Below are 21,694 nucleotides of genomic sequence, written 5' to 3'. Positions count from 1 at the left end.
ATATTCTCTGTTTTATATAGAGTTCAATTTTATTTGGAATACTGCTCGATTTCCGTGAGGACTTCCGAGTTGCCCAGATCGTCCCATTTGAGCGGTTTGATCTTCTCCTGGATAATCTCGAATACCACGAACAGAGCCGGCACGATGAATATCTGGCAAATCATACCAATAAGCATACCGCCCACGGCACCGGCACCCAGGGTTCCGTTACCATTGGCTCCTACACCGCTGGCAAACATCATAGGCAACAGACCGATGACCATGGCCAACGAAGTCATCAAGATAGGACGCAAACGGGCTGCGGCTCCGTCGATAGCGGCATTGATGATAGGCATACCGGTACGACGACGGTCGAGGGCGAACTCGACGATAAGAATCGCATTCTTGGCCAACAGACCAATCAACATAATCAAGGCAATCTGCAAATAGATGTTGTTCTCAACACCCATGATGAGGGCGAAGATGAAGCTTCCGGCCAGACCGAACGGTATCGAAAGAATAACCGACAGCGGCAGCACGTAGCTCTCATACTGGGCACTCAACAACAGATAGACGAATACAAGACAGAGCACGAAGATGATGGCCGTGGTACCGCTGCTCGAACTTTGCTCCTCACGGGTCATACCCGAGAACTCATAACCGTAACCTACCGGCAGCGTCTCGGCGGCTACCTCTTCGAGTGCCTTGATGGCCTCGCCCGAACTGTAACCGTCGGCCGGGTTACCGTTGATCTTGATGGAGGTAAACATGTTGAAGCGGTTGATGTTGTCGGGGCCGTACACCTTATGCAACGTAATGAAGTTGGTGATGGGGGCCATCTCGGAACCGTTGCGAATCTTGATGTTGTTGAGGCTCTCGGGGCTGACACGGGCACTGGGCTCGGCCTGAATCATGACCCGGTAGAGTTTACCGAATCGGTTGAAGTTCGACGAATACATACCACCGATGTAACCCTGCAAGGCGGTGAGCACATCGCTCGGGCTGATACCGGCCTGTTTGCACTTGGCCACGTCGACATCGACCATGTATTGCGGGAACGAGGGGTTGAACGTGGTCGAAGCCATGGCAATCTCGGGCCGTTTCATCAGCTCGGCCAAGAACTCCTGTGTCACCTCGTAGAAGCGGTCGAGCGAGCCACCGGTCTTATCCTGCAAGTTCAACTCGAAACCGTTACTGATACTGTAACCCGGAATCATAGGCGGTGCGAAACAGAGCACACGGGCATCTTTTATCTCGGTGGCAAACTTGGAGTAGAGAGCCCCGATTACCGAGTTGGCGTCCATACCCTTGCCGGTACGTTCGCTCCAATCTTTCAGTTTCACGATAAACGAACCGTAGGTATTACCCTGACCACCGATGAAACTAAATCCGACAATCTGCGTGCGACCCTTCACGGCAGGGTGCAACCCGATGATGCTGTCGACCTGCATGAGCACCTGCTCGGTACGCTCTTGCGAGGTACCCGGCTGCAAGTCGGCCGTAATCATGATGGTTCCCGTATCCTCGTTGGGCACAAGTCCCGTAGGTGTCACATTCATCAGCACAACCAGAACAACGATGGCCACAATCACACCTAGGAAAGAGAGTTTCTTGTGGTGAACAAAGTGTCGGACTCCGTTCTTATACTTGTTCAACAGTGTATCGTATGCCGTATTGAAAGCGGTGTGGAACCGGTCGATAAAGGTTGTCTTCTTGTGACCCGCACCGCTCTTGTCGTGCGGTTTCAACAAGATGGCACACAAAGCGGGACTCAGGGTCAAGGCATTGATGGCCGAGAAGCCGATGGCGAAGGCCATGGTGAGACCAAACTGCCGGTAGAAGGTACCCGATGTTCCGGTCATGAAACTTACGGGGATAAACACCGACATCATCACCAGCGTAATCGACACGATAGCTCCCGAGAGCTCACGCATGGCATCGATCGAGGCCTTGCGCGGCGACTTGTACCCCTGGTCCAACTTGGCATGGACGCCCTCGACGACCACTATCGCATCGTCGACCACTATCGCAATGGCCAATACCAAGGCACAGAGGGTAAGCAGGTTGAGGCTGAATCCCATCAGGTAGAGGGCAAAGAAGGTACCGATAAGCGATACCGGGATTGCGATGGCGGGAATCAACGTCGAACGGAAATCCTGCAAGAAGATATATACCACGAAGAACACCAGGATAAAGGCCTCGATAAGGGTCTTGATTACCTCGTGAATCGAAGCGAACAAGAAGTCGTTGGCATTCAGCGTTGTCTCGATTTCCATACCGGCCGGGAGGTCTTTGCGGATATCGTCGAGCAAGTCGGTTATATCACCGATAATCTCGGTGGCGTTCGAACCTGCCGTCTGGTAAATCATGGAGCTCACGGCATTGTGTCCGTTCTGGAAGTTCTTGAACCCATAGGTCAAACGGCCCAGCTCGATGTCGGCCACATCTTTCAGATAGAGAATCTGACCGTCGGCATCGGCACGAATCACCATGTCGCCAAACTCTTCGGGGGTTTGCAGACGCCCCTTGTAGGTGAGCACATACTGGAACGACTGGTTACCCTGGTCGCCAAACTGACCGGGAGCGGCCTCGATATTCTGCTCGGCCAGGACGGCGGCAATATCGGTAGGCATGAGGCCATACTGGGCCATCACGTCGGGTTTGAGCCAGATACGCATCGAGTAGTCGGTAGCCATAACGTTGGCATCACCCACACCCGGGATACGTTGTACCAGAGGAATCACATTGATTTTGGCGTAGTTTTCGAGGAATTCGAGGCTGTACCGGTCGTCGGGACTATACAGAGAGAATACCATCAGCATACTGGTCTGCCGCTTCTGGGTAATCACACCCACCTGAGTTACCTCGGCAGGCAGCAAGTTCAAGGCTTTCGACACCCGGTTCTGCACGTTCACAGCAGCCATATCGGGGTCGGTACCCTGTTTGAAATATACGGTGATGGAGGCCGAACCGGTATTGGTGGCCGACGAGGTCATGTACATCATGTCCTCCACACCGTTGATCGACTCCTCCAAAGGAGCGATAACGCTGTTCAATATCGTCTGGGCATTGGCACCCGTGTAGGTTGTAGAGACCTGTATCGTAGGCGGCGCAATATCGGGATACTGCGTGATGGGTAGGAATACAAGTCCGATAAGGCCCAGTATAACCATGAAAATGGAGATAACGGTCGATAATACCGGGCGATTGATAAATCTGTCTAACTTCATAATCTTTTCCTATTTTGAAGTTGAAAGGGTTATTGTTTGCTTTGTGCTTGTGCCGGTTCCTGGGCGGGAGCCTGAGCTCCGGCTACCTGTATCTTCATACCGTCTTTGAGGGTATTGACACCTTCGATTACAATGCGGTCGCCGACTTTGAGGCCCGAGAGCACCATGTAATCTTTACCGTTATCAATCGACGAAACGGTAATCTCGGTCGATTTCACCGTAGAATCATCGTTGAGGACGTATACAAATTTCTTGTCCTGAATCTCATACGTGGCCTTCTGCGGTACCAACAGTGCCTGGTTGTTCTTCATCGGGATCATGATCACACCCGAGCCGCCGCTGCGCAACAGCTTGTGCGGATTGGCAAAGGTGGCACGCATGTTCGACGAACCGGTCTGCGTGTCGATGATACCGCTGATGGTCTCAATTTCGCCCTTCAAGGGATAAACGCTACCGTCGGAGAGTTTGAGCGACACTTCGGGGAGCTTTTTCAAGAAATTGTCGGCACCGTATTGGGCAGCCAGTTCGAGAACCTGGCGTTCGGTCATCGAGAAATAGACATACATCTCAGAGTTGTCCGATACGGTAGTCAGCGGCGTGGTCGACGAAGGCGATACCAGGCTACCTACCCGGAAGGGAATCTCGCCCACCACCCCGTCGAGCGGACTGGTTACCCGCGTGTAGGAGTCGTTGTTGCGGGCATTTACCAGCTGGGCCTCGGCCTGAGCCAACTGAGCCTTGGCCGACGCATAGGAGTTTTCGGCCATTTGCAGGTCATACTCGCTGATGATGTCGCGGCGTTGCAGTTCGCGTTTGTTCTCGGCCGTCAGGCGAGCCGTCTCGGCATTGGCGCGAGCTACCTCAACATTGGTCTCGGCTACCTTCAAAGCGGCTTTGTAGGGGACCGTATCGATAACAAAAAGGACCTGACCTTTTCTTACGACAGATCCCTCGTCCACTCTCAATTCGGTAATAAAGCCGCTCACGTTCGGCCGTATCTCGATGTCCCGTTTACCCTTGATGGCAGCAGGATAGTTACTATACCACTCCATTGAATCGGGCTCCAATGTCATCACGGCATACTCACGAGCCATTCCACCTGTCTGAGCATTTTTCCCTCCACAGGAAAACAAAAAAATACAAAGCATCGCACCGGCGATGGGTTGAATCAAATTTTTGGTCAGTTTCATATTCATAAGTAACTAAATATTATTTCAACGTTGGTATCCTAAGCCCAACCTTATACTAATAAATGTTAACAATAATTTTCCCTATACTTCCTTCCCGGGGCTGTAAATTCATCTATTCCCCCGATAAACAAGGGATTTCAGCCACATTTTCAAATGTTACAAATTTAGGGATAAAGTCTGTATAATAGCTGGAAATAATGAAAAAATAAAATAAAATAAAATTTATATATTTCACCATATAACCTATCTTTTACCTATTTCCCGAGTGCAAAGATAAATCCTTCCTCCCTTACAAATTAGTTCCTTATCTCCGATATTTAGTTCTATTTTTCCGATTCGATGCTTTTTGAACCAAAACCGTACGACAGAAGCCGTAAAAAGAGACATTTCAAAGGTGTTTTCGACGAATTGCCTTTGCTCCCCGCTGATTTTACGCCCCGCACAAAGCACCCCTGTAAGAGAATTGAAATGTGAATGCAGAGAAAAACCCTCGCCCTATGACACAAAAAATGCGGGCGGTCACTCTCCCCTCTCCTACCCCCGGCTGCGGTGTACATCATTCTGCCACACCACAACCGAGGTCATTCACAATCGGAGAGAAGAGACTGACCGCCCGCTCGACAGCGAGAAACCCCGCCTTAGATTTCTTTTATCGAAATGGCATATCCGCCGCCCGGAGCGACATACTGTTTCAATTTCGATTTGGAGGTAACTTTCAGCTTTCTGATTTCATACTTCTGAGGATTCGTCAAATAGTGCGTCTCTTTCGTATCGCTGTAAATCGTAGCCTCATACTTTTTCCCCTTATCCAGGAAATCGAAACTGATTTCAGAAACACGCGCATCGTAACCGCCTACACTCCCGACAAACCACTCTCCCGTATTTTTAGCCTTACGGGCTATGGTGATATACTGGGCGGGTTCGGCTTCGAGATAGACACTCTTCTCCCACTCCATGGCTACATCTTTGATAAACTGGAAGGCGTCGGCAAACCGTTCGTAGGTCTCGGGCAGGTCGGCAGCCATCTGCAAAGGGCTGTACATGGTCACATACAACGCCAACTGATTGGCGATAGTCGTGTTGGCGTGCGAGTGGTTGTTGGGGTTGTATTTACTGATATCCATCTCGAAGATACCGGGCGTGTAATCCATGGGGCCACCAATCAGTCTCGTAAAGGGCAAAATAGCCACGTGGTAGGGCTTGCTTCCGCCGAAGGCCTGATACTCGGTACCCCGTGCCGACTCGTTGCCAATCAGGTTGGGATAGGTACGGCATATTCCCGTGGGACGCACGGCCTCGTGAGCATTGACCATAATCTTATATTCGGCAGCTTTCTCGACTGCATACTGGTAGTGGTTGACAATCCACTGGCTGTAATGGTTTTCACCCCGCGGAATGATATTGCCTACATAGCCACTCTTCACGGCCGGATAGCCGTTGTCGACCATAAACTGGTAGGCCTTGTCGAGATGACGCTCGTAGTTGCGTATCGACGCCGAAGTCTCGTGGTGCATAATCATCTTCACCCCTTTGCTCTTGGCATAGTCGCGTATCTCATCTACATCGAAATCGGGATACGGAGTCACAAAATCAAACACATAATCCTTGGAGTTGCCGAACCAGTCTTCCCAACCGATGTTCCACCCCTCGACCAGCACGGCATCAAACCCGTGCTTGGCGGCAAAGTCGATATACCGTTTCACGTTGGCGGTATTGGCCGAGTGACGTCCGTGAGGTTTGGCCTTGGTATAATCGGTCACACCCAACTGTACCGAGGGGAAATCCCACGTGTAGGACCAGTCGCCCATACCGGTAATCATCTCCCACCACACGCCTACATACTTGCAGGGTTTAATCCATGAGGTATCCTCGATTTTACAAGGGTCGTTCAGGTTGAGCGTGATGCGCGAAGCGAGTATGTCGCGGGCATCGTCGCTGACGATAACCGTACGCCACGGCGAGTGACAGGGAGTCTGCATATAGCCTTTGTCACCTTGCGAGTCGGGGGTGAGCCACGAGGTAAAAATCATGTGCTCGTCGTCGAGATTGAGGTGCATGCAGGCGTAATTGATAAGAGCAGCCTCGTGCAGATTGATGTAGATACCATCATCGGTTTTGAGCATCAAGGCCGTCTGTACGCCCGTGGGCGAGAAACTGGTCTGCGAGAGATTCTCGGTAATGGCTCCGGCTTGCAGTTTTCTGATTTCAGAGAGGCGCGACACCGTATAATCATACTCCTGGGTGTCGTAGTCGCCCGGAATCCAGTAGGCCGTGTGGTCGCCGGTCATGGCAAACTGTGTACACTCTTCCTTTATCACAAAATAGTTCAGATTCTTCTGTTGCGGGAATTCATAACGGAATCCCAAACCGTCGTCGAACAGACGGAAACGCAGGAGCATGGTCCGGTCGGTCTCTTTCTGACGCAAGGTTACCGCCAATTCGTTGTAATGGTTGCGAATCGACGACTCCTCGCCCCAGACGGGAGTCCACGTTTCGTCAAAGGTGGAGAAAGCCGAGTCGGCTACGGCAAAACCGGTCATCAGCGAATAGGGAGAACCCTCGTTCTTATCGTCCATTTCATTAAACTCCCGGCGCTGAAATTCGCCTTTGAGCTCGATACCCAGATGACTGGGAGCGATAACCGTTTTACCTTTATATTGCAGCGTATAGGTAGGACGGCCATTCTCTATCGAGAAGTCCATCTTTAACTCACGGTTCGGCGAGAAAAGTGTTTGAGCAACAGCCAATTCCATACACAAGTTGAGCAAGCATACTGACAATAAAATTTTCTTTTTCATAACAATTGAGAGGCGTAATTATTTTTTAATCAGTTTTTGAGTTTCATGACCTTTGTCCCAACGGAAGTCCACGATATAGGAACCCTCGGGCAACGAGCTGATATCGACGGTCGAGAGGTTGCGGGTGAGCGACTGCTCTTGCAGGCAGCGGCCGTCTTGCGAGGAAATGCGCATCTGAGCATTGTCGACATCGAGCAGGACGTTCAATATACCGTCCGTAGGGTTGGGATAAATGCGGCACGAAGGCTCGGCCTTCACCTCCTCGACAGCCGACGGGTCAGAAACCCGCTGTATCGAATAGGCCAACGACTGATCGTTGAAAGTCATCACATAATATCCGCTCTCGGCCAAGGTGAATTTCAGGTTCGAGTCGCTCTTGCCGGTAGTCTCCATGGCTGTCCCGCTCAATCCTTCAATACCACCCCAATCCTTGTTGCTCCAATTATTGGTATTGACAAATTTCAATTCCTGGTCCCCGGCCTCGCAATAGATGGCATCACTCTTCCACACATGGTTGTCGACCAGGTCCATCTGACTGAAATAGTTGAGCGTCCAGTTATTGAATGTTCCGCCCACGTATATAATCGATTCGTTGGAGTCGAAAGTACGCATGATGGCATATTCGAGCGTCGTGGGGTTGAACATGATGTTGTAGTTGCCGCTATTGGCAATATGGAAGGTAATATCGGGTTTGCCGGTACTCGGTTTGGCCACACCGCTCAGACCGTCGGCATCACCCCAATCGTCGCCGCTCCACGTAGGAGAATTGGTAAATTTGAGGCGATGGTCGCCCTTCTCGATGTAGATACGTTCGCTCACCATAAATCCGTCGGTATTACCGGTGAGTACATACTGGTCTACGTCCCAGTCGTTGAAGGTACCGGTTACGAAGATTACCTTACCGATTGTCTGCGACAGGTCTATCCCTTCGGTCACATCTTCCACATGGGGTACAACGATGCGACTGTCGGTCGTCCAGGACGAATAATAGGTCTCGGCTCCACCAACTACGGCTACCCGATAATGACGGGTCTTGTCGAGATTACCTTCGCTCTTGACCACGGTTACCGCCAGAGAATCCTGGGCATAGGGTTCGCAGTTGAACTGCAAGAGTGCATAATCACCATTCTTGTAGTCAAACCCTTCGCCGGCATCGTCATACATCTCGCCATAAGCCGTACCATCGTCCGAAGGATTCACGAAGAGGGTAAGCGAATCGGCTTCATAGACAGCGGTCGTTTGAACCGTATGGCCCAAATAGGGCAACACGCTACCGGGACGCAGAGCCAGCAACGGCTGGTAACCATCGTCCTCGGCTTCGAGTTGCAGCTGGTCCCAATCGCCCTTGGGCAGAGTCACGTGGTTGGCCCAGCGAGGGATTACCATCAGGTCGCCACCCAACAGGAAGGCTTGCTCCTGGTCACGCAAATCGGTATCGGTCAAATCGGCAAAGAAGAGCGGACGCATGACCGGCATACCGTCGACCGAAGATTCGTGAAACAGCGTGTACAGATAGGGCAACAACCGATAGCGGCGGTTGAGTGCATTGCGCGAAACATTTTCTACCGCAGTACCAAATACCCACGGCTCCTGCGAGCAGCCCGAGGTGTGGTTCCGGGAGAAGGGATAATAGGCCGAGAGGGCCATCCAGTGAGCCAACAGCTCGGGAGTAACATCGAGTCCGTAACCGCCTACGTCAGGTCCACCGAAGGGTTGACCCGAAAGGCCTAACGTGATGCACATCGGTACCGACAGCATCATGTGTTCCCACGTACCCAGGTTATCGCCGGTCCAAGTGGCACAATAGCGTTGTGCACCCAAGTGATTGGCACGAGAGAGAAGGAAGGGGCGCTTGTCGGGACGGCTCTTGACAAGACCCTCGTAAGAGGCTTGTGTCATGAGCGACCCATAGAGATTGTGATAACGCATGTGAGGTCCGGCAGCCAAATCGCCACCTCCCCGGTGCCAGTTGGTCGTGAGCATGGTCCACTCTGGAGTATTGAATACACCCGGTTCGTTCATGTCGTTCCAGGCGCCGTCCATGTCATGAGCCTTGTAAAACTCGCCATAAAGGCCGGCCCACCATTCGCGGGTCTGAGGTTGTGTGAAATCGGGGAACTTGCACATACCCGGCCACACTTCGCCTTCGTAGTCGGTCACCTTATCCTCGGCTTTCACCCAGTGGTCGCCGCTTTGGCCCTGCTGATAAACCGTGTATGATTCGTCGATTTTCACGCCCGGGTCGGTAATATAACCCATTTTGTAGCCCATCTCATGCATCGTCTCGTTGAGTGCATCGGGCGAAGCCACCTTGGACGAATTGAAAAATTCGTTGGCATCATAGGTAAAGATACGTTTCCCGTCCATGTAGTCAATATCTACCCAAAATACATCGCACGGCAAATTGCGCTTGCGGAACTCCTGCCCCATCGCTACAATCTCGTCGGGTTTATAGGTGGGGTTGAACCGCGACTGATGGAAACCCAGGGCCCACAGCGGCGGCAAATTGATGGTACCGGTCAGTTCGCCCAGCACCTGCATCATCTCGCTGGGAGAATCGCGCTCGATTACAATCACCCGGAAGGCCGGACCCTCGCTGGTAATCTTCATGGGATTGGAGAGTTCCAATTTGGAGCGCCAGCTATTATCGGCAATGATACCGAAGGTTTTGCCGTCGGGACGTACACCCATTACCCACGGGTGCGACTGATAAAGGCAGTTGGAGACGTAATAACCATAATTGTCTTTATTCCATATTTCGATCGAAGTTCCATTTCTTCTCAGTTTCCCCGTCACCAGTCCCGTGCCATACAAGTCGGCATCGTCGCTATAAGCAATTTCGACCAGAGTTTTACCCTCCCCGTCGGTTGTGAAAACGGGACGTATCTCCCAATCGCCGGGCAAATCGCCCTGGCGGGTCAACTCTTTCTGTACGGCAAACGACGCCAACGTTTGTGACGAATCGAACTGGGGCGGATAGAACACCGCTATCCTGTCGCCACACAAAAATTCTTCCTGTGCCTGCACGCCTATACTGGCACACAGCATCAAAATGGACAACAATTTGTACTTCATAAAAAAACTGTATTCCAAAATAAGCAATCTGTTTCTCTTTTACCCAACGGGCGACAGGAGGTATTCCCACACCGGGAAGCCCTCCCGTCCCCGTCGGTCATTTTTCTAATACTCCACGACAATCATGTCCCAGTACTTCAAGGCCGGGAGTGTAGTCGTTATCTTACCACCCGCATACTCGTATTCGAGCGGTATGGCTATCCCGTCCTTTACATCGGGCGAAGCCACCCATACCGATTTGGGCGTCTGTTTCACGGCAAAGCTCACCGTCAAGTTTTCCAACAAGTCGGGTTCACCCTGGTCGGCGTTGGTGTCGCACCAATCCAGATGAGTAGCGTTTCGATAGCTGAGCAGCTGTATCACATCGCAAGAGGCAAAGCGCTTGCCCACGGTGGCGACCTGCCCTCTCACCGGCCCCCATTGATTGAACGTCACGTTACCGGCGGGCGTGGTCACATCGACTCCATACCACTCGCCCTCTTCTCTCAGCAGATTCTGATATGCGGTGAGGAAATCGTAGTAGTGAACCAGTGCAATCTTCAACTCACCCCGCATCGAGAGGTTGTTGTTGGGGAAATATTCGTTGCAGAGCAGATGCTCGCCCAGTTGCAGGATAGAACCGCCCCAGGCAAATGCTGCGGCCGTACCCATCAGGATTCCGGGGGTATTGAAATAACTGCGGCCCTTGCGCCCGTGCTCATAGTTCATATAGGCGGCCAGAACCGTTTTCTTGCCACCCGACCACTTGTCGTTGTTGGTGATGATATCCGAGAAGATGGTGTATCCACGATCGTCGTTGTGGTCCCACACCTCGGTATAAAGGAAGTCGACCGGAGCCTTCGAAATCTGGTATTCCTGTCCATACTGTCCTACGGCATTCATTACAAGCGACTTGTCGGGATTGGCCTCTTTCATGCGTTCGATAAAGTGTTTGAACGTCTGGTCAAGATAGACACGATTACCGTAGTAGTCGTAGGTCTCTCCACGATCGCCCAACTGGTCTATCTGATAACCGTCGAAATCAAACACGGCATAGACATCGCTGTTCTGTTGAACCAGATAATCGATCCAGGCCTCATTGCCCGCGTTGACAATATAGATGCTGCTCTTGAAAGGAGAGCCCAGTTCGTGACAATCTTTCAAGACGTGCTTGGTATCCTTGAACAGGTACCACTCCTCCTGCACACCGTCATCGGCCGCATCGGCCAAGGCACCGTAGGCCAGGTTATAGAACAACGACTTCATGCCATACTGATGCGACTTCTCGATGTACCCCTCTACGGTCTTTTTGTAGCAGTCGCGATTGATGATGTCGGTCCACACCTCCATCGGGGCCGACGGAGTCCCGGCCAAGGGTTTGTGGTGCTTATAGTGCCAGTCTTGGAACTGCACATAATTGATGTGGTGACGGTTCAGATTGGACATGACATCGGCGATGTCCTGACTGGTCATGTTGCCATAGGCCGAAAGGAACCCGTTGCGGGGGAATCGGTCGGGCAAGGTCGATACATCGACAGCGATACTGCCGTAGACCGTCTCTACGCCGTTGGCGTCCTTGCTGTACAAGTCGACCAGATAGCCCTGATAGTCAGTGGCAGGCGGTTGCCAAGTCCAGTTGCAACTCGTCAGGGGAGCCTCTTCGATAGTCGTACCCAAATGACGATAGCGCACCATGACATTAGAAGCACCTGCTATCGGCTTGTTCAGGGTAAAATTCACAGCCTCGCCCGGTGTATAGCGAGCCTTGTCGGTATTGAGCTGTACCTCCATGTAACCATCGCCGTAGGTGATGGGGTCGTTCTCCACATCAAAACGGTTGCAAGCCGAAATCGACAGGAGGACCGACAGGGAGAGATAGGCCAAAAATATCTTCTTTATCATATCTTTTGAACTTTATAATTTTACAAATGAAATCGTTTCGTTTTCCACATCGATGGTAATCCGGTAATTGCCGGCTTCGCTGATAATCCACTTGTTGTCGGGCTGGTTGCCGATGAAATAGGTACCATTCTCCGAGATGGGACAGTTGGCCTGCGGTGCCAATATGAAGTCGCCGCCAAAGTTGTGGTCGATTTCGAGCGGGAATTTGAGTTCGCCGGCCGACAGGAAGCCCTCATAGCGGAATACATTGGGATTGGAAGCATCGCGCTGCATCTCGGTAATATTGTCCCACGACCAACCGCCGGGGGCTGCCGAACCCATAATCCATACGTGCTCATATCCTACATAATCGCCTATCTCCAACCGGTTGTTGCGCAAATCGAGTTTCACGCTATACTTGTTGGCAGCAGGTATATTCCACTGATTGCTGGCAGTGCCGAGGTCGCTAAGCAACAGGATACCGGTAGAACCCAACCCGTTGCTGTCGAGCGGTTGATAACCGGCACAACCCGAGGTCGCCGTCGTGGTCGAAATGAGCAGGGTACCGGCCGACAGGGCTCCATTGTAGGTAAATATAAAGGAGTCGTCGCTCGACTGCTCGAGCTTGATGGCCGTGGGTGCAGCCTCGCCCACCAGATAGAGCTCGGTGAAGGGTACCTCGCCATCGAGATTGGTAAAGCTTACGGTAAGCTCGTCGAGATTCACGTCGATCAAATAGTTGCCGGCCTCCTCGATGACCCACTTGTTGTCGGGGTAATCCTCCTCTTTTTCGCGATAGTGCATCTTGGTGGGATCGTCATTATCGCGCACATAACAGGGATACCAGTCACCCAGCTGGGCATTGAACTTGATTTCGCCCTTGTTCAGCATACCTTGCCACGTGAAGTGAGCTATATTGTCATAGTCGCTCGACATGATGGTAGCCAACTGATTGTCCCAGCCATTGGGGGTAGCATCGCCGATGATATAGAGATTGAGCACCCGCCACTTGTAGGGGGCAATCTTCACACTCTTCACAGGCGACACCTGGGTGGGGACCGATGCCGCGGCAACGGTTGCCGTCACCCGTATCTCGAACTCGCTGTACTGTTCGAGCGGAATGGTGGGGAAATAGTGCATCAGAGTATCGGTAAGCTCCTTATTGGTAAAGGAAATTACCCGCGAATCGGTCTTGCCGATGTCGTACTTGATACCGCCTTGAAAGTCATTGCCCTTCAAGTCCATCTCAAAGAAGTACGATATGGCAGCACCTGTACCTTGATTGGTACCGCTGGTCCAGGTTATTTGCAGAGCCTCCTGAGCATCGGCGCGTTGGTCGCACCATACCGTATCGGACGAAAGTTTCACTTCAAGAGGAGATTCTCCCTTGTCGAGTACAATATCCTCCTCACACCCGGTCATACCGACGAGAGCAAGAAGCGACAGTCCTATTATAGTTCTAGCTTTCATTGTTTTTCATTTATGTTGATTAATAACCAGGGTTTTGCGTTAATTTGGGGTTGGCCTCGATCTCTTGTTGGGGAATCGGGAGCAACAGGTGTTTGGAGCTGGCCGAAGTCTTCCCTATCGAGTGGAGGAAGGTAAGCGCATAATTGTCTTTGTATCGAATCAGGTCGAACCAACGTTGTCCCTCAAAGGCGAGTTCGATGCGACGCTCGTGTATGATCTTCTCGCGCATCTGGGCTTGTGTGAGCCCTTCGACATCGCTGCGATTGGTCAAGCCGGCACGTTTGCGCACCTCATACAGCGGGTCTTCGGCCTGCACGGTACGCCCCAGTTCGTTCAGAGCCTCGGCCTTCAACAGCAAGATGTCGGCATATCGGGTTACGACCCAATCGGCATCGCTGGTGTTGTAGTCGGGCGACTGAGCCTTGGTGAGCAAGAATTTGCGCACGTTGTATCCCGTGGTCGAATAGGACGAACTGTATTGCTTGCCGTCGAAGGTGGGGCAACCCATATAGAAGATGGTCTTGTCTTTGCGCAAGTCGCCCTCCTCATACTGGCTCACAAACTCGGCGGTGGGTTGATTCCAGCCATAACAGCCGGCAGCCATGTCGGAGTTGCGGGGTCCCATGAAGGTACTGGTCCAGGAGCATTGGTTCTCGTTGCTCCAGAAGTCATAGTTGGTCTTGCCATAATACTGCACCTCGAATATCGACTCGACTCCATTCTTCTTGGCGGGGTCGAAATTGTCGGAGTAATCACTGGCCAGTTCATATCCCATCGAACCGATTTCGTTACACATGCGCACCACCTCTTCATACTTGTCGTTGCTGGGCTCGTAGGTCATGTATACCCGTATCAGTTCGGCCATGGCGGCCTCGCGGGTAGCCCGGCCCAAATCGGTTGTCGAGTACTCCGACTTCTTGGGCAGAAGGTCGATGGCATTTTTCAAGTCCGAGGTGATGAGTTCGTAAATCTTGCTGACCGGTGCACGCTCGACCAACAGATTCGACTCCGAAGTCTGCGGAGTGATGATGTAGGGTACCCCGCCGAAAAGACGTACCAAAATGAAATAGTAGTGGGCTCTCAAAAAGTAGGCTTCGCCCAGGCAACGGTTTTTGAGGCTCTGGTCCATATCCATGTCGGGTACATTCTGCAACACGAAGTTACAACGCAAAATACCGGGCGAAGGGCCACGCCACAAATCCAGAGCGGCAAAGTTGTCGGCCGTAGCGATGAAATTGGCCAAATCGACCGTCTCGATGCCATCGGTACCACCACCGGCTCCTACTACACTGTTGCCGGCCATGATGTCGAGCGTCCAGATGCGCATGTTATAGAGTTTGGCCCATTGCAGGGGCTGATAAGCCGCATTGACAGCAGCCACGGCATCTTCGGCGGTTTGGAACCCCTCCGACGTATCGACCGAATCCCACGGCTCACGATTCAGGAAATCACTGCAAGCGCTCAACGACAAGGCGAGTGCGCCGAAAATCGATAAAATATAAGTTGTTCGTTTCATCAGTGGTCAGGGGGTTAAAAGGTTATGTTCAATCCAAAAGTAAAGTTGCGAGTCACGGGATACACATTATTATCATTACCCGAGCCGCTCACTTCGGGGTCGAGGCCCGTATAGCGGGTAAGGGTAAAGAGGTTCTGTGCCGATACCGACAGCCGCACTTGCTGCATGGCGGCCTTCTTGGTCAAGCGGCTGGGAAGCGTATATCCCAGCGAGATGTTCTTCAATCGCAGGTAGCTGCCATCTTCCAGGAAACGGTCGGATACGCGATTGTTCTTGTTGGGGTCGCCAAACACGGCACGCGGCATGGTGTTGCTGGTACCGGGGCCGCGCCAACGGTCGAGTACGGTAATCATCTGGTTCTGGGCCACGCTCATGGCTTCGAGCGAAGCCCGGTTGCCGTTGTAGATTTTGTTACCGGCTACACCCTGGAAGAAGATTTCCAAATCGAATCCCTTGTAGGAAAACTGGTTGTTCATGGCAAAGGTCCACGACGGTGTGGGACTTCCCAAAATGGTGCGGTCGTCGTCGTTGATGACACCATCGTTATTCAAGTCCTTGAAGCGGATATCGCCCGGCTGGGTACTCGACGTAGGGTCACTGCCCACGGTCTGTATCGCATGGTTGTCGACCTCCTCCTGCGTCTGGAAAATACCGTCGGTTACATATCCATAGAAAGCACTGATGGGATAGCCCACCATGTGCACGTTGTTATCGAAGTACATGGGGACATCGCCGTTGAGCCTGATCAGCTCGTTGTGGTTGTACGACACGTTGGCCGTGGTCGACCAGGTGAAGTCGCCCCCCCGGAAGTTGAACGAGGTCAAAGCCAACTCCACGCCGACGTTACGCATCAGACCGGCATTGATTTGCGACACATTCTCGTCGGAGTATCCCGAAGAGATGGGCACCGACATGGGGACCAACATGTCGTTGGTGTTTTTGATATATCCGTCCAAGGTGACCAGGAGTCGGCTGTCGAGCATCGAAGCGTCAACACCTACGTTATACTGCTCTACCTCTTCCCAGCGCACATTGGGATTGGGCATCACCCACGGAGCCAAACCCGATACCTGGTTACCGTTAAAGTTGTACTGCACGGTCTGCAACACCGAGGCATAGGCATAGTTGCCTACACTGGCCTGGTTACCGGTGACACCGTATCCGGCCCGTATTTTCAAGTCGCTCAGGGCAAAGCTCTTGTTGAACCACTCCTCCTCACTCATTCGCCAGGCCAACGAAACCGAGGGGAAAACGCCCCAACGATTGGCCTTGCTGAAACGCGAACTGCCATCGGCACGCATGGTGGCGGTAAAGAGATAACGGTTGTCGTAGGTATAGTTGACACGACCCATGAACGAGAGGAGGGCCCAGTCGCTACCGTTACCCGTAAGCGTAGGTTCGAGAATACCGTTGGCCAACTCTTGTGCCGACTCGCTGATAAAGCCCTGTATGCTACCGCTCATGAATTCGTAGGTATTGGTCTGTGCCGACGAACCGATCATGGCTGTCACCGCATGCTTGCCATCGAACGTCTTGTTGAAGGTAAGCAAGTTATCCCACAACCAGGTGAGACTCTTGTTGTACTCGCGCGAAGCCTGCGACTCGGGTTGCTCGATGGGTTCCCAGTCATACTTGGGTGTCCAGCTCTTGCTGTCCCAGAAGAGGGCCTGAATACCGAAGGTACTCTTGAAGGTGAGCCACTCCCACGGCTTTATCTCGGCATAGATATTACCGAGCAAGTTGTAACCCTTGGTGGTCGAGGTATTCTCCATCATCTTGCCGATGGGGTTGGCTATATCGCCCACATACATGGCCAATCCTACGGGACCGGCCCACGACCCGTCCTCGTTCTTGATGGCCTGGGTGGGCAGAGCCTTCATGGTGTTTTGTATGTTATACTCGCCTTGCGACTTGATGTCGTGATTGAGCGAAAGGTTATGCCCCATCTTCAACCATTTGTACAATTCCACATCGGAATTGAATTGAAGGGTAAACCGCTTGTAGTCGGTCGTCTTGATAATACCTTGCTGGTCATAATAGGTACCCGACACGTAGTAATGACTCTTTTGGGTTCCGCCCGAATAGTTGGCCGAGTAGGTCTGCGTAGGGGCATACTGGAAGAGCTCGCCCATCCAGTCGGTACCCTTGCCCAGTTTGGTGGGGTCGTTGAAGAGGGCATACTGAGGTTGTCCGCCGGCACTCATCATCTCGTTATGCAACGACGCGAACTGCGAGGCATTGAGCAAGGGCAAGGTGCGTTGCAACTGATCGAAACCGTAGGTCACTTTCACATTCAAGTTGTTGCGTTCCTGCGAACCTTTCTTGGTGGTAATGATAATCACACCATAGGCTCCGCGCGAACCGTAGATGGCCGTAGCCGATGCATCTTTGAGAATATCGACACTCTCCACATCGTCCATGTTGATCATATTCAACGGTACATCGGTAGGTACACCGTCGATAACCAGAAGCGGGTCACTGTTGTTGATCGAACCTATACCTCTGATTTTCATGCTCACGTTACTGCCCGGGGCTCCGGTCGAAACGACCTGCAAACCGGCTGCCCTACCCTGTAAAGCGGCACCGAGACTCGGTGACGGCTGGCGGGCCAGGTCTTTGGACGAAACTTGCGAAATGGCTCCCGTCAAATCACTCTTCTTCTGGATACCATATCCAATTACCACAATCTCGTCGAGCATCTCGTTGTTCTCGCGCATGATAATCTGCACCGTCTTCTGTCCTGCCACAGCAAAATCCTGGGCTTCATACCCTACATAACTGAGGTGTAACACGGGTTCGGCCGAGCTCAATCCAAGACTGAAATGGCCATCAATATCGGTTACTGTCCTGTTCGAGGTTCCTTTCTCCGACACATTGACACCGATAAGCGGCTCTTGATTGACATCGAGAACGACTCCCTCGACCTTGCTTTGTGCCCATACGGTAAAAGGCAACAGGCACAAGAGTATTGCCGACAGGGCTATCCTGCCATAATGGTTATTTTTCATCTATATGTTTTTTAGGAAAAGATAAAAAAGGGGGGGCCACCACACACGTCGAACAGCCCCCCCCAAAAAAGATTTATCGAATTACGATTTTATGCGTAGCACGACCCTGAGTAGTCTCAATGACAAACACATATATTCCGGCACGAAGTCCATCGAAAGGCAGCAGTGTACCATTTACCGAAACGACTTCCCGACCGCTTATGTCATACAGAGCCATGGCCCGGGCTTGTTCACTCACAATGCCATAGGACTCTTGTACCCAGTCTATTACCTCTACCTCGTCAACAGCTGTCGAAGTGCCGTTTTTAACCACTTCGAGAGTCATATCGTTCAAGTTGAGTACAAGGGTATAATTACCTTCCTGCGTAGAGAGTACATTGAACTTGTTGTCAACATCGTTACTCAGCATGATAACATTCAAGACTCCCTCCTGCAACGGAGTCATGTTGCTCTCGGCGCCGTAGGCCACAGCGCCAAAATTGTCACCGGCAAAGAATTTAAGTTCACCCTGAACCAAATCGCCCGTCCAAGAGTACACACCCTCTTCACCACTGTTTACCAAGACTTTATTATTATCGAATTCCCAACCTCCTACGGCAGGACCTACCAGCCACAGTTGCTCGGGGAAAGAAACCTGAGGCTCCGAAATCGTCATTTTCAGGTTCTTGGTATCGACCGTTACATCATATAACCCCTCGATATTGACGATAAATTTCCAGTCCTCATCACCACTGGTAGTATATTTCAAATCATATTCACCAACGGCATCGACAGAGGTACCTGAAACGGCAGCCACATACATGCGGTTATTCCACTTCTGCATCACCATAAATTTCAACTCGGCACCCTCGTCGGCCGTATTAAGATACAGCGAGCCTTGATAAATACCCGAATCGAATGCCGTTTCATGCAGTGCAATGGAGTTTTCGATAGCCCACCCGGCATTGGTCGCCGAACCTACGGCATAAACAGCCTCGGAGTGGGTAGCCCATTGGTCGGGCAGATCGGTAGCATCGCTCACCTCGACAACCGGAGTCTCGCCCGTGAGATCGACTCTGAATTGGTACCGCCCGGCAGCCATTACTTTAAACGACTTGTCGGGAGCGGTATAGTCGCTGCGAAATTCCAACTCATGCGAACCTGTCGTCAATTCCAGATAGGTTTCATTAAGGTTATCACCCACGACCGTAGAGGCCATAGCCGGACCGTAACCCGGAGCAAAATCATAGGTGGTCACAAAACGCATGCGACCTTCGGTCAAATCGCCGGTATATTCATACACGCCCTCTTCAACCGTTACCATACGAATAACATCATCACTATTCCACTGAGCCGGAGTGGCATCGCCTATTACATATAAGGAAGTGGGATAATCGTTGGCTGCAACCGTAGCCGAACACAAGGCCAAAGCCGAGAAAAGTAAGAGTTTGCTTTTCATGTTATTTAAATTTTGATTAATAAATAAGCCCGAGAAAATCTCGCGTTTCTAATTTTGTTCACAAAAATATAGGGGGCAATTGAGGTTGTCAACTCAATGTAGTAAAAAAGTAGTATTTTAATAAAAATAAATATCTTATAATCAATTTATTATACAAAATATTAATATTATAAAAGTAGTCGATACAATAGCCTTTTTCAAGGTTTTGAATAGAAAGTATTCATAATTCTTTTTATCTTTGCCTTTGACCTCGGAATATATTTTATTCAAAATTCCATCACACAAAAAGAGGATAATTTAATGCGCTTAACCATGAATACTCACCAACGGCCCATACTGTTTTTGCTATGCATGCTGCTCTCTTTATCGGCATCTCATTTCGAAGCCGATGCAACTTTAACCGAAAAGCAGGTTACCTATACGGTCGAGGCTACGCTCGACTCGCTCGACCGGCTCATCAATCAACGCTATATCTATACCCGGCAGAAAGAGAAACAGATTCAGGAAATCAAGTTGCGCCTGAGGAACAAACTGTCGCCCGAAGAACGGTTCCGTACTCTGGGTTATCTGGTTGACGCCTACCGGGCATTCAGTATCGATTCACAGGCGGTATACGTCAAGCGACAAATCGAATTATCAAACAAGTTGAACAACAACGACCTGCAAATTCAAGCCCAACTCAATCTGGTCGAATGCTTCTACAACTCCGGTATGTATAAAGAGGCCAATGAGTTATTGGAAAAAATGGGGCGCAAGAGACTGCCGTCCTATATCCTGCCCTATTACTACCACTTGAAACGCACGCTTTACGGATTGCTCGCCGACTACTCGCTGCAACCCGACATTCGCGACAACTACACCAAACAGCTCAACCTTTACCGCGACTCCATCTTACAGGTCAACTCTCCATCGTCGTTCACCTACTGTGTGGTGAAATCAGACGAACTGACGGCCCGACACGACTATGCCCAGGCCTTGCAGATTCTGAGAGAGAGACTCGCCCAGGACGACCTCAATTCGCACGACCGGGGCATCATTTATTACTGCATGGCCGAAATCTTTGCCCAAACGCAACAGAGCGACAGCACGAAAATCTACTACGCCCTATCGGCACAGTGCGACCTGAAAGCCTCGGTCAGGGAATATGTATCGCTGCACCGGCTGGCCGAGCAGTTGTTCCACGAAGGGGATATCGAACGCGCCTATGCCTATATCAAATGCTCGGTCGAAGATGCCAAAGCCTGTAACGCCCGCGTACGAAGTCTCGAATTCATGCCAGTATTCACCATTATCGAAGAGGTATATCAAGCTCAGATACAAAAACAGAAGGCCTTGTCGATTACCTTCACCTACATCACTTGTGCTTTCTGCGTCATATTGCTCATTACCTTTGTGATTCTGTTTTTCCAGAATCACAAGCTCAACAGCGTCAAGGAGAAACTTAACCAGACCAACAAGCATCTGCAAACCGTAAACAACTCTCTCATCGAAAGCAACCATGTCAAAGAGGAGTATCTAAGTCGTTATATGGACCAGTGTGCCGTCTATATCGACAAGATGGACGACTACCGCCGATCGCTCAATAAACTGGCTTCGATGGGAAAGGTGGAAGAACTTGCCAAAAACCTGAAATCACAAAACATCATCAACAACGAACGCCGCATGTTCTACGCCGAGTTTGACCAATCGTTCCTGAAACTCTACCCCGACTTTGTCAAGAAGTTTAACGAACTGCTGGTTCCCGAGGCTCGCATCACGCCCAAGCCCAACTCGCTTACGCCCGAACTGCGCATCTATGCACTGGTGCGACTGGGTACGACCGACAGCGTCAAGATTGCCCGATTCCTGTGTTATTCGCTTTCAACCATATACAACTATCGGGTGAAAATTCGCAACTCAGCTATCGGCTCCCGCGACGATTTCGAGGAGAGGGTCATGCACCTGTAAAGCAGCGACACCGAAACGGTTGTTCCCGTCACATCGGCCCGGTGAGAGGAGCGCAGTCAATGCCTCACTCATACTCATCAGCCAGGGACGAACCATGCATACCTATCCCCCCCGGTGAAATAGAGAAAAAACAACTACTTATGTAATCTTTATTGTTAAAGAAACATTTTTCTTAACACAAGA

The 21,694-nt window shown here is 51.2% G+C and carries 10 protein-coding genes; 1 reads left to right on the top strand and 9 read right to left on the bottom strand.

Annotation, left to right across the window (positions count from 1 at the left end; translation table 11 throughout):
• Positions 1–29: 29 nt before the first annotated feature.
• From BARVI_RS12640 to BARVI_RS12600, 9 genes are all read right to left on the bottom strand, one after another.
• The gene (locus tag BARVI_RS12640; RefSeq protein WP_025279549.1) at positions 30–3,209 is read right to left on the bottom strand and encodes an efflux RND transporter permease subunit; all 3,180 of its coding nucleotides are present in this window, start codon (positions 3,207–3,209) and stop codon (positions 30–32) included.
• 29 nt (positions 3,210–3,238) lie between these two features.
• Positions 3,239–4,399 (bottom strand): efflux RND transporter periplasmic adaptor subunit, encoded by a 1,161-nt coding sequence (locus tag BARVI_RS12635; RefSeq protein ID WP_025279548.1) that lies wholly within the window; start codon positions 4,397–4,399, stop codon positions 3,239–3,241.
• 638 nt (positions 4,400–5,037) lie between these two features.
• A complete protein-coding gene (locus BARVI_RS12630) occupies positions 5,038–7,197 on the bottom strand; it encodes a glycoside hydrolase family 97 protein (protein WP_025279547.1) in 2,160 nt (719 codons plus the stop codon).
• 18 nt (positions 7,198–7,215) lie between these two features.
• The gene (locus BARVI_RS12625; protein ID WP_025279546.1) at positions 7,216–10,272 is read right to left on the bottom strand and encodes a TIM-barrel domain-containing protein; all 3,057 of its coding nucleotides are present in this window, start codon (positions 10,270–10,272) and stop codon (positions 7,216–7,218) included.
• A 105-nt stretch (positions 10,273–10,377) separates the two neighbouring features.
• Positions 10,378–12,153, bottom strand: a complete 1,776-nt coding sequence (locus tag BARVI_RS12620) for an endo-dextranase (RefSeq protein ID WP_051401133.1) — start codon at positions 12,151–12,153, stop codon at positions 10,378–10,380.
• A gap of 12 nt (positions 12,154–12,165) precedes the next feature.
• On the bottom strand, positions 12,166–13,602 hold the full coding sequence (locus BARVI_RS12615) for a SusF/SusE family outer membrane protein (RefSeq protein ID WP_025279544.1): 1,437 nt from the start codon (positions 13,600–13,602) through the stop codon (positions 12,166–12,168).
• Between the two features lie 19 nt (positions 13,603–13,621).
• Positions 13,622–15,118 carry a RagB/SusD family nutrient uptake outer membrane protein gene (locus BARVI_RS12610; RefSeq protein WP_025279543.1) on the bottom strand — a complete coding sequence of 499 codons (1,497 nt, stop codon included), beginning with the start codon at positions 15,116–15,118 and terminating at the stop codon, positions 13,622–13,624.
• 14 nt (positions 15,119–15,132) lie between these two features.
• Positions 15,133–18,126 carry a SusC/RagA family TonB-linked outer membrane protein gene (locus tag BARVI_RS12605; RefSeq protein ID WP_025279542.1) on the bottom strand — a complete coding sequence of 998 codons (2,994 nt, stop codon included), beginning with the start codon at positions 18,124–18,126 and terminating at the stop codon, positions 15,133–15,135.
• A gap of 73 nt (positions 18,127–18,199) precedes the next feature.
• Complete coding sequence (locus BARVI_RS12600; RefSeq protein WP_025279541.1) at positions 18,200–19,564, bottom strand: SusF/SusE family outer membrane protein; 1,365 nt, start codon at positions 19,562–19,564, stop codon at positions 18,200–18,202.
• A gap of 312 nt (positions 19,565–19,876) precedes the next feature.
• On the opposite strand from BARVI_RS12600, the gene BARVI_RS12595 reads away from it, so the two are divergent.
• On the top strand, positions 19,877–21,511 hold the full coding sequence (locus BARVI_RS12595; RefSeq protein WP_025279540.1) for a DUF6377 domain-containing protein: 1,635 nt from the start codon (positions 19,877–19,879) through the stop codon (positions 21,509–21,511).
• Positions 21,512–21,694: the final 183 nt, after the last annotated feature.

The sequence above is a fragment of the Barnesiella viscericola DSM 18177 genome (assembly GCF_000512915.1).
In the GTDB taxonomy this organism is placed as follows: domain Bacteria; phylum Bacteroidota; class Bacteroidia; order Bacteroidales; family Barnesiellaceae; genus Barnesiella; species Barnesiella viscericola.
Note: the sequence above shows the minus strand (reverse complement) of the source record. Positions and strands in the feature narration are given on the sequence as shown.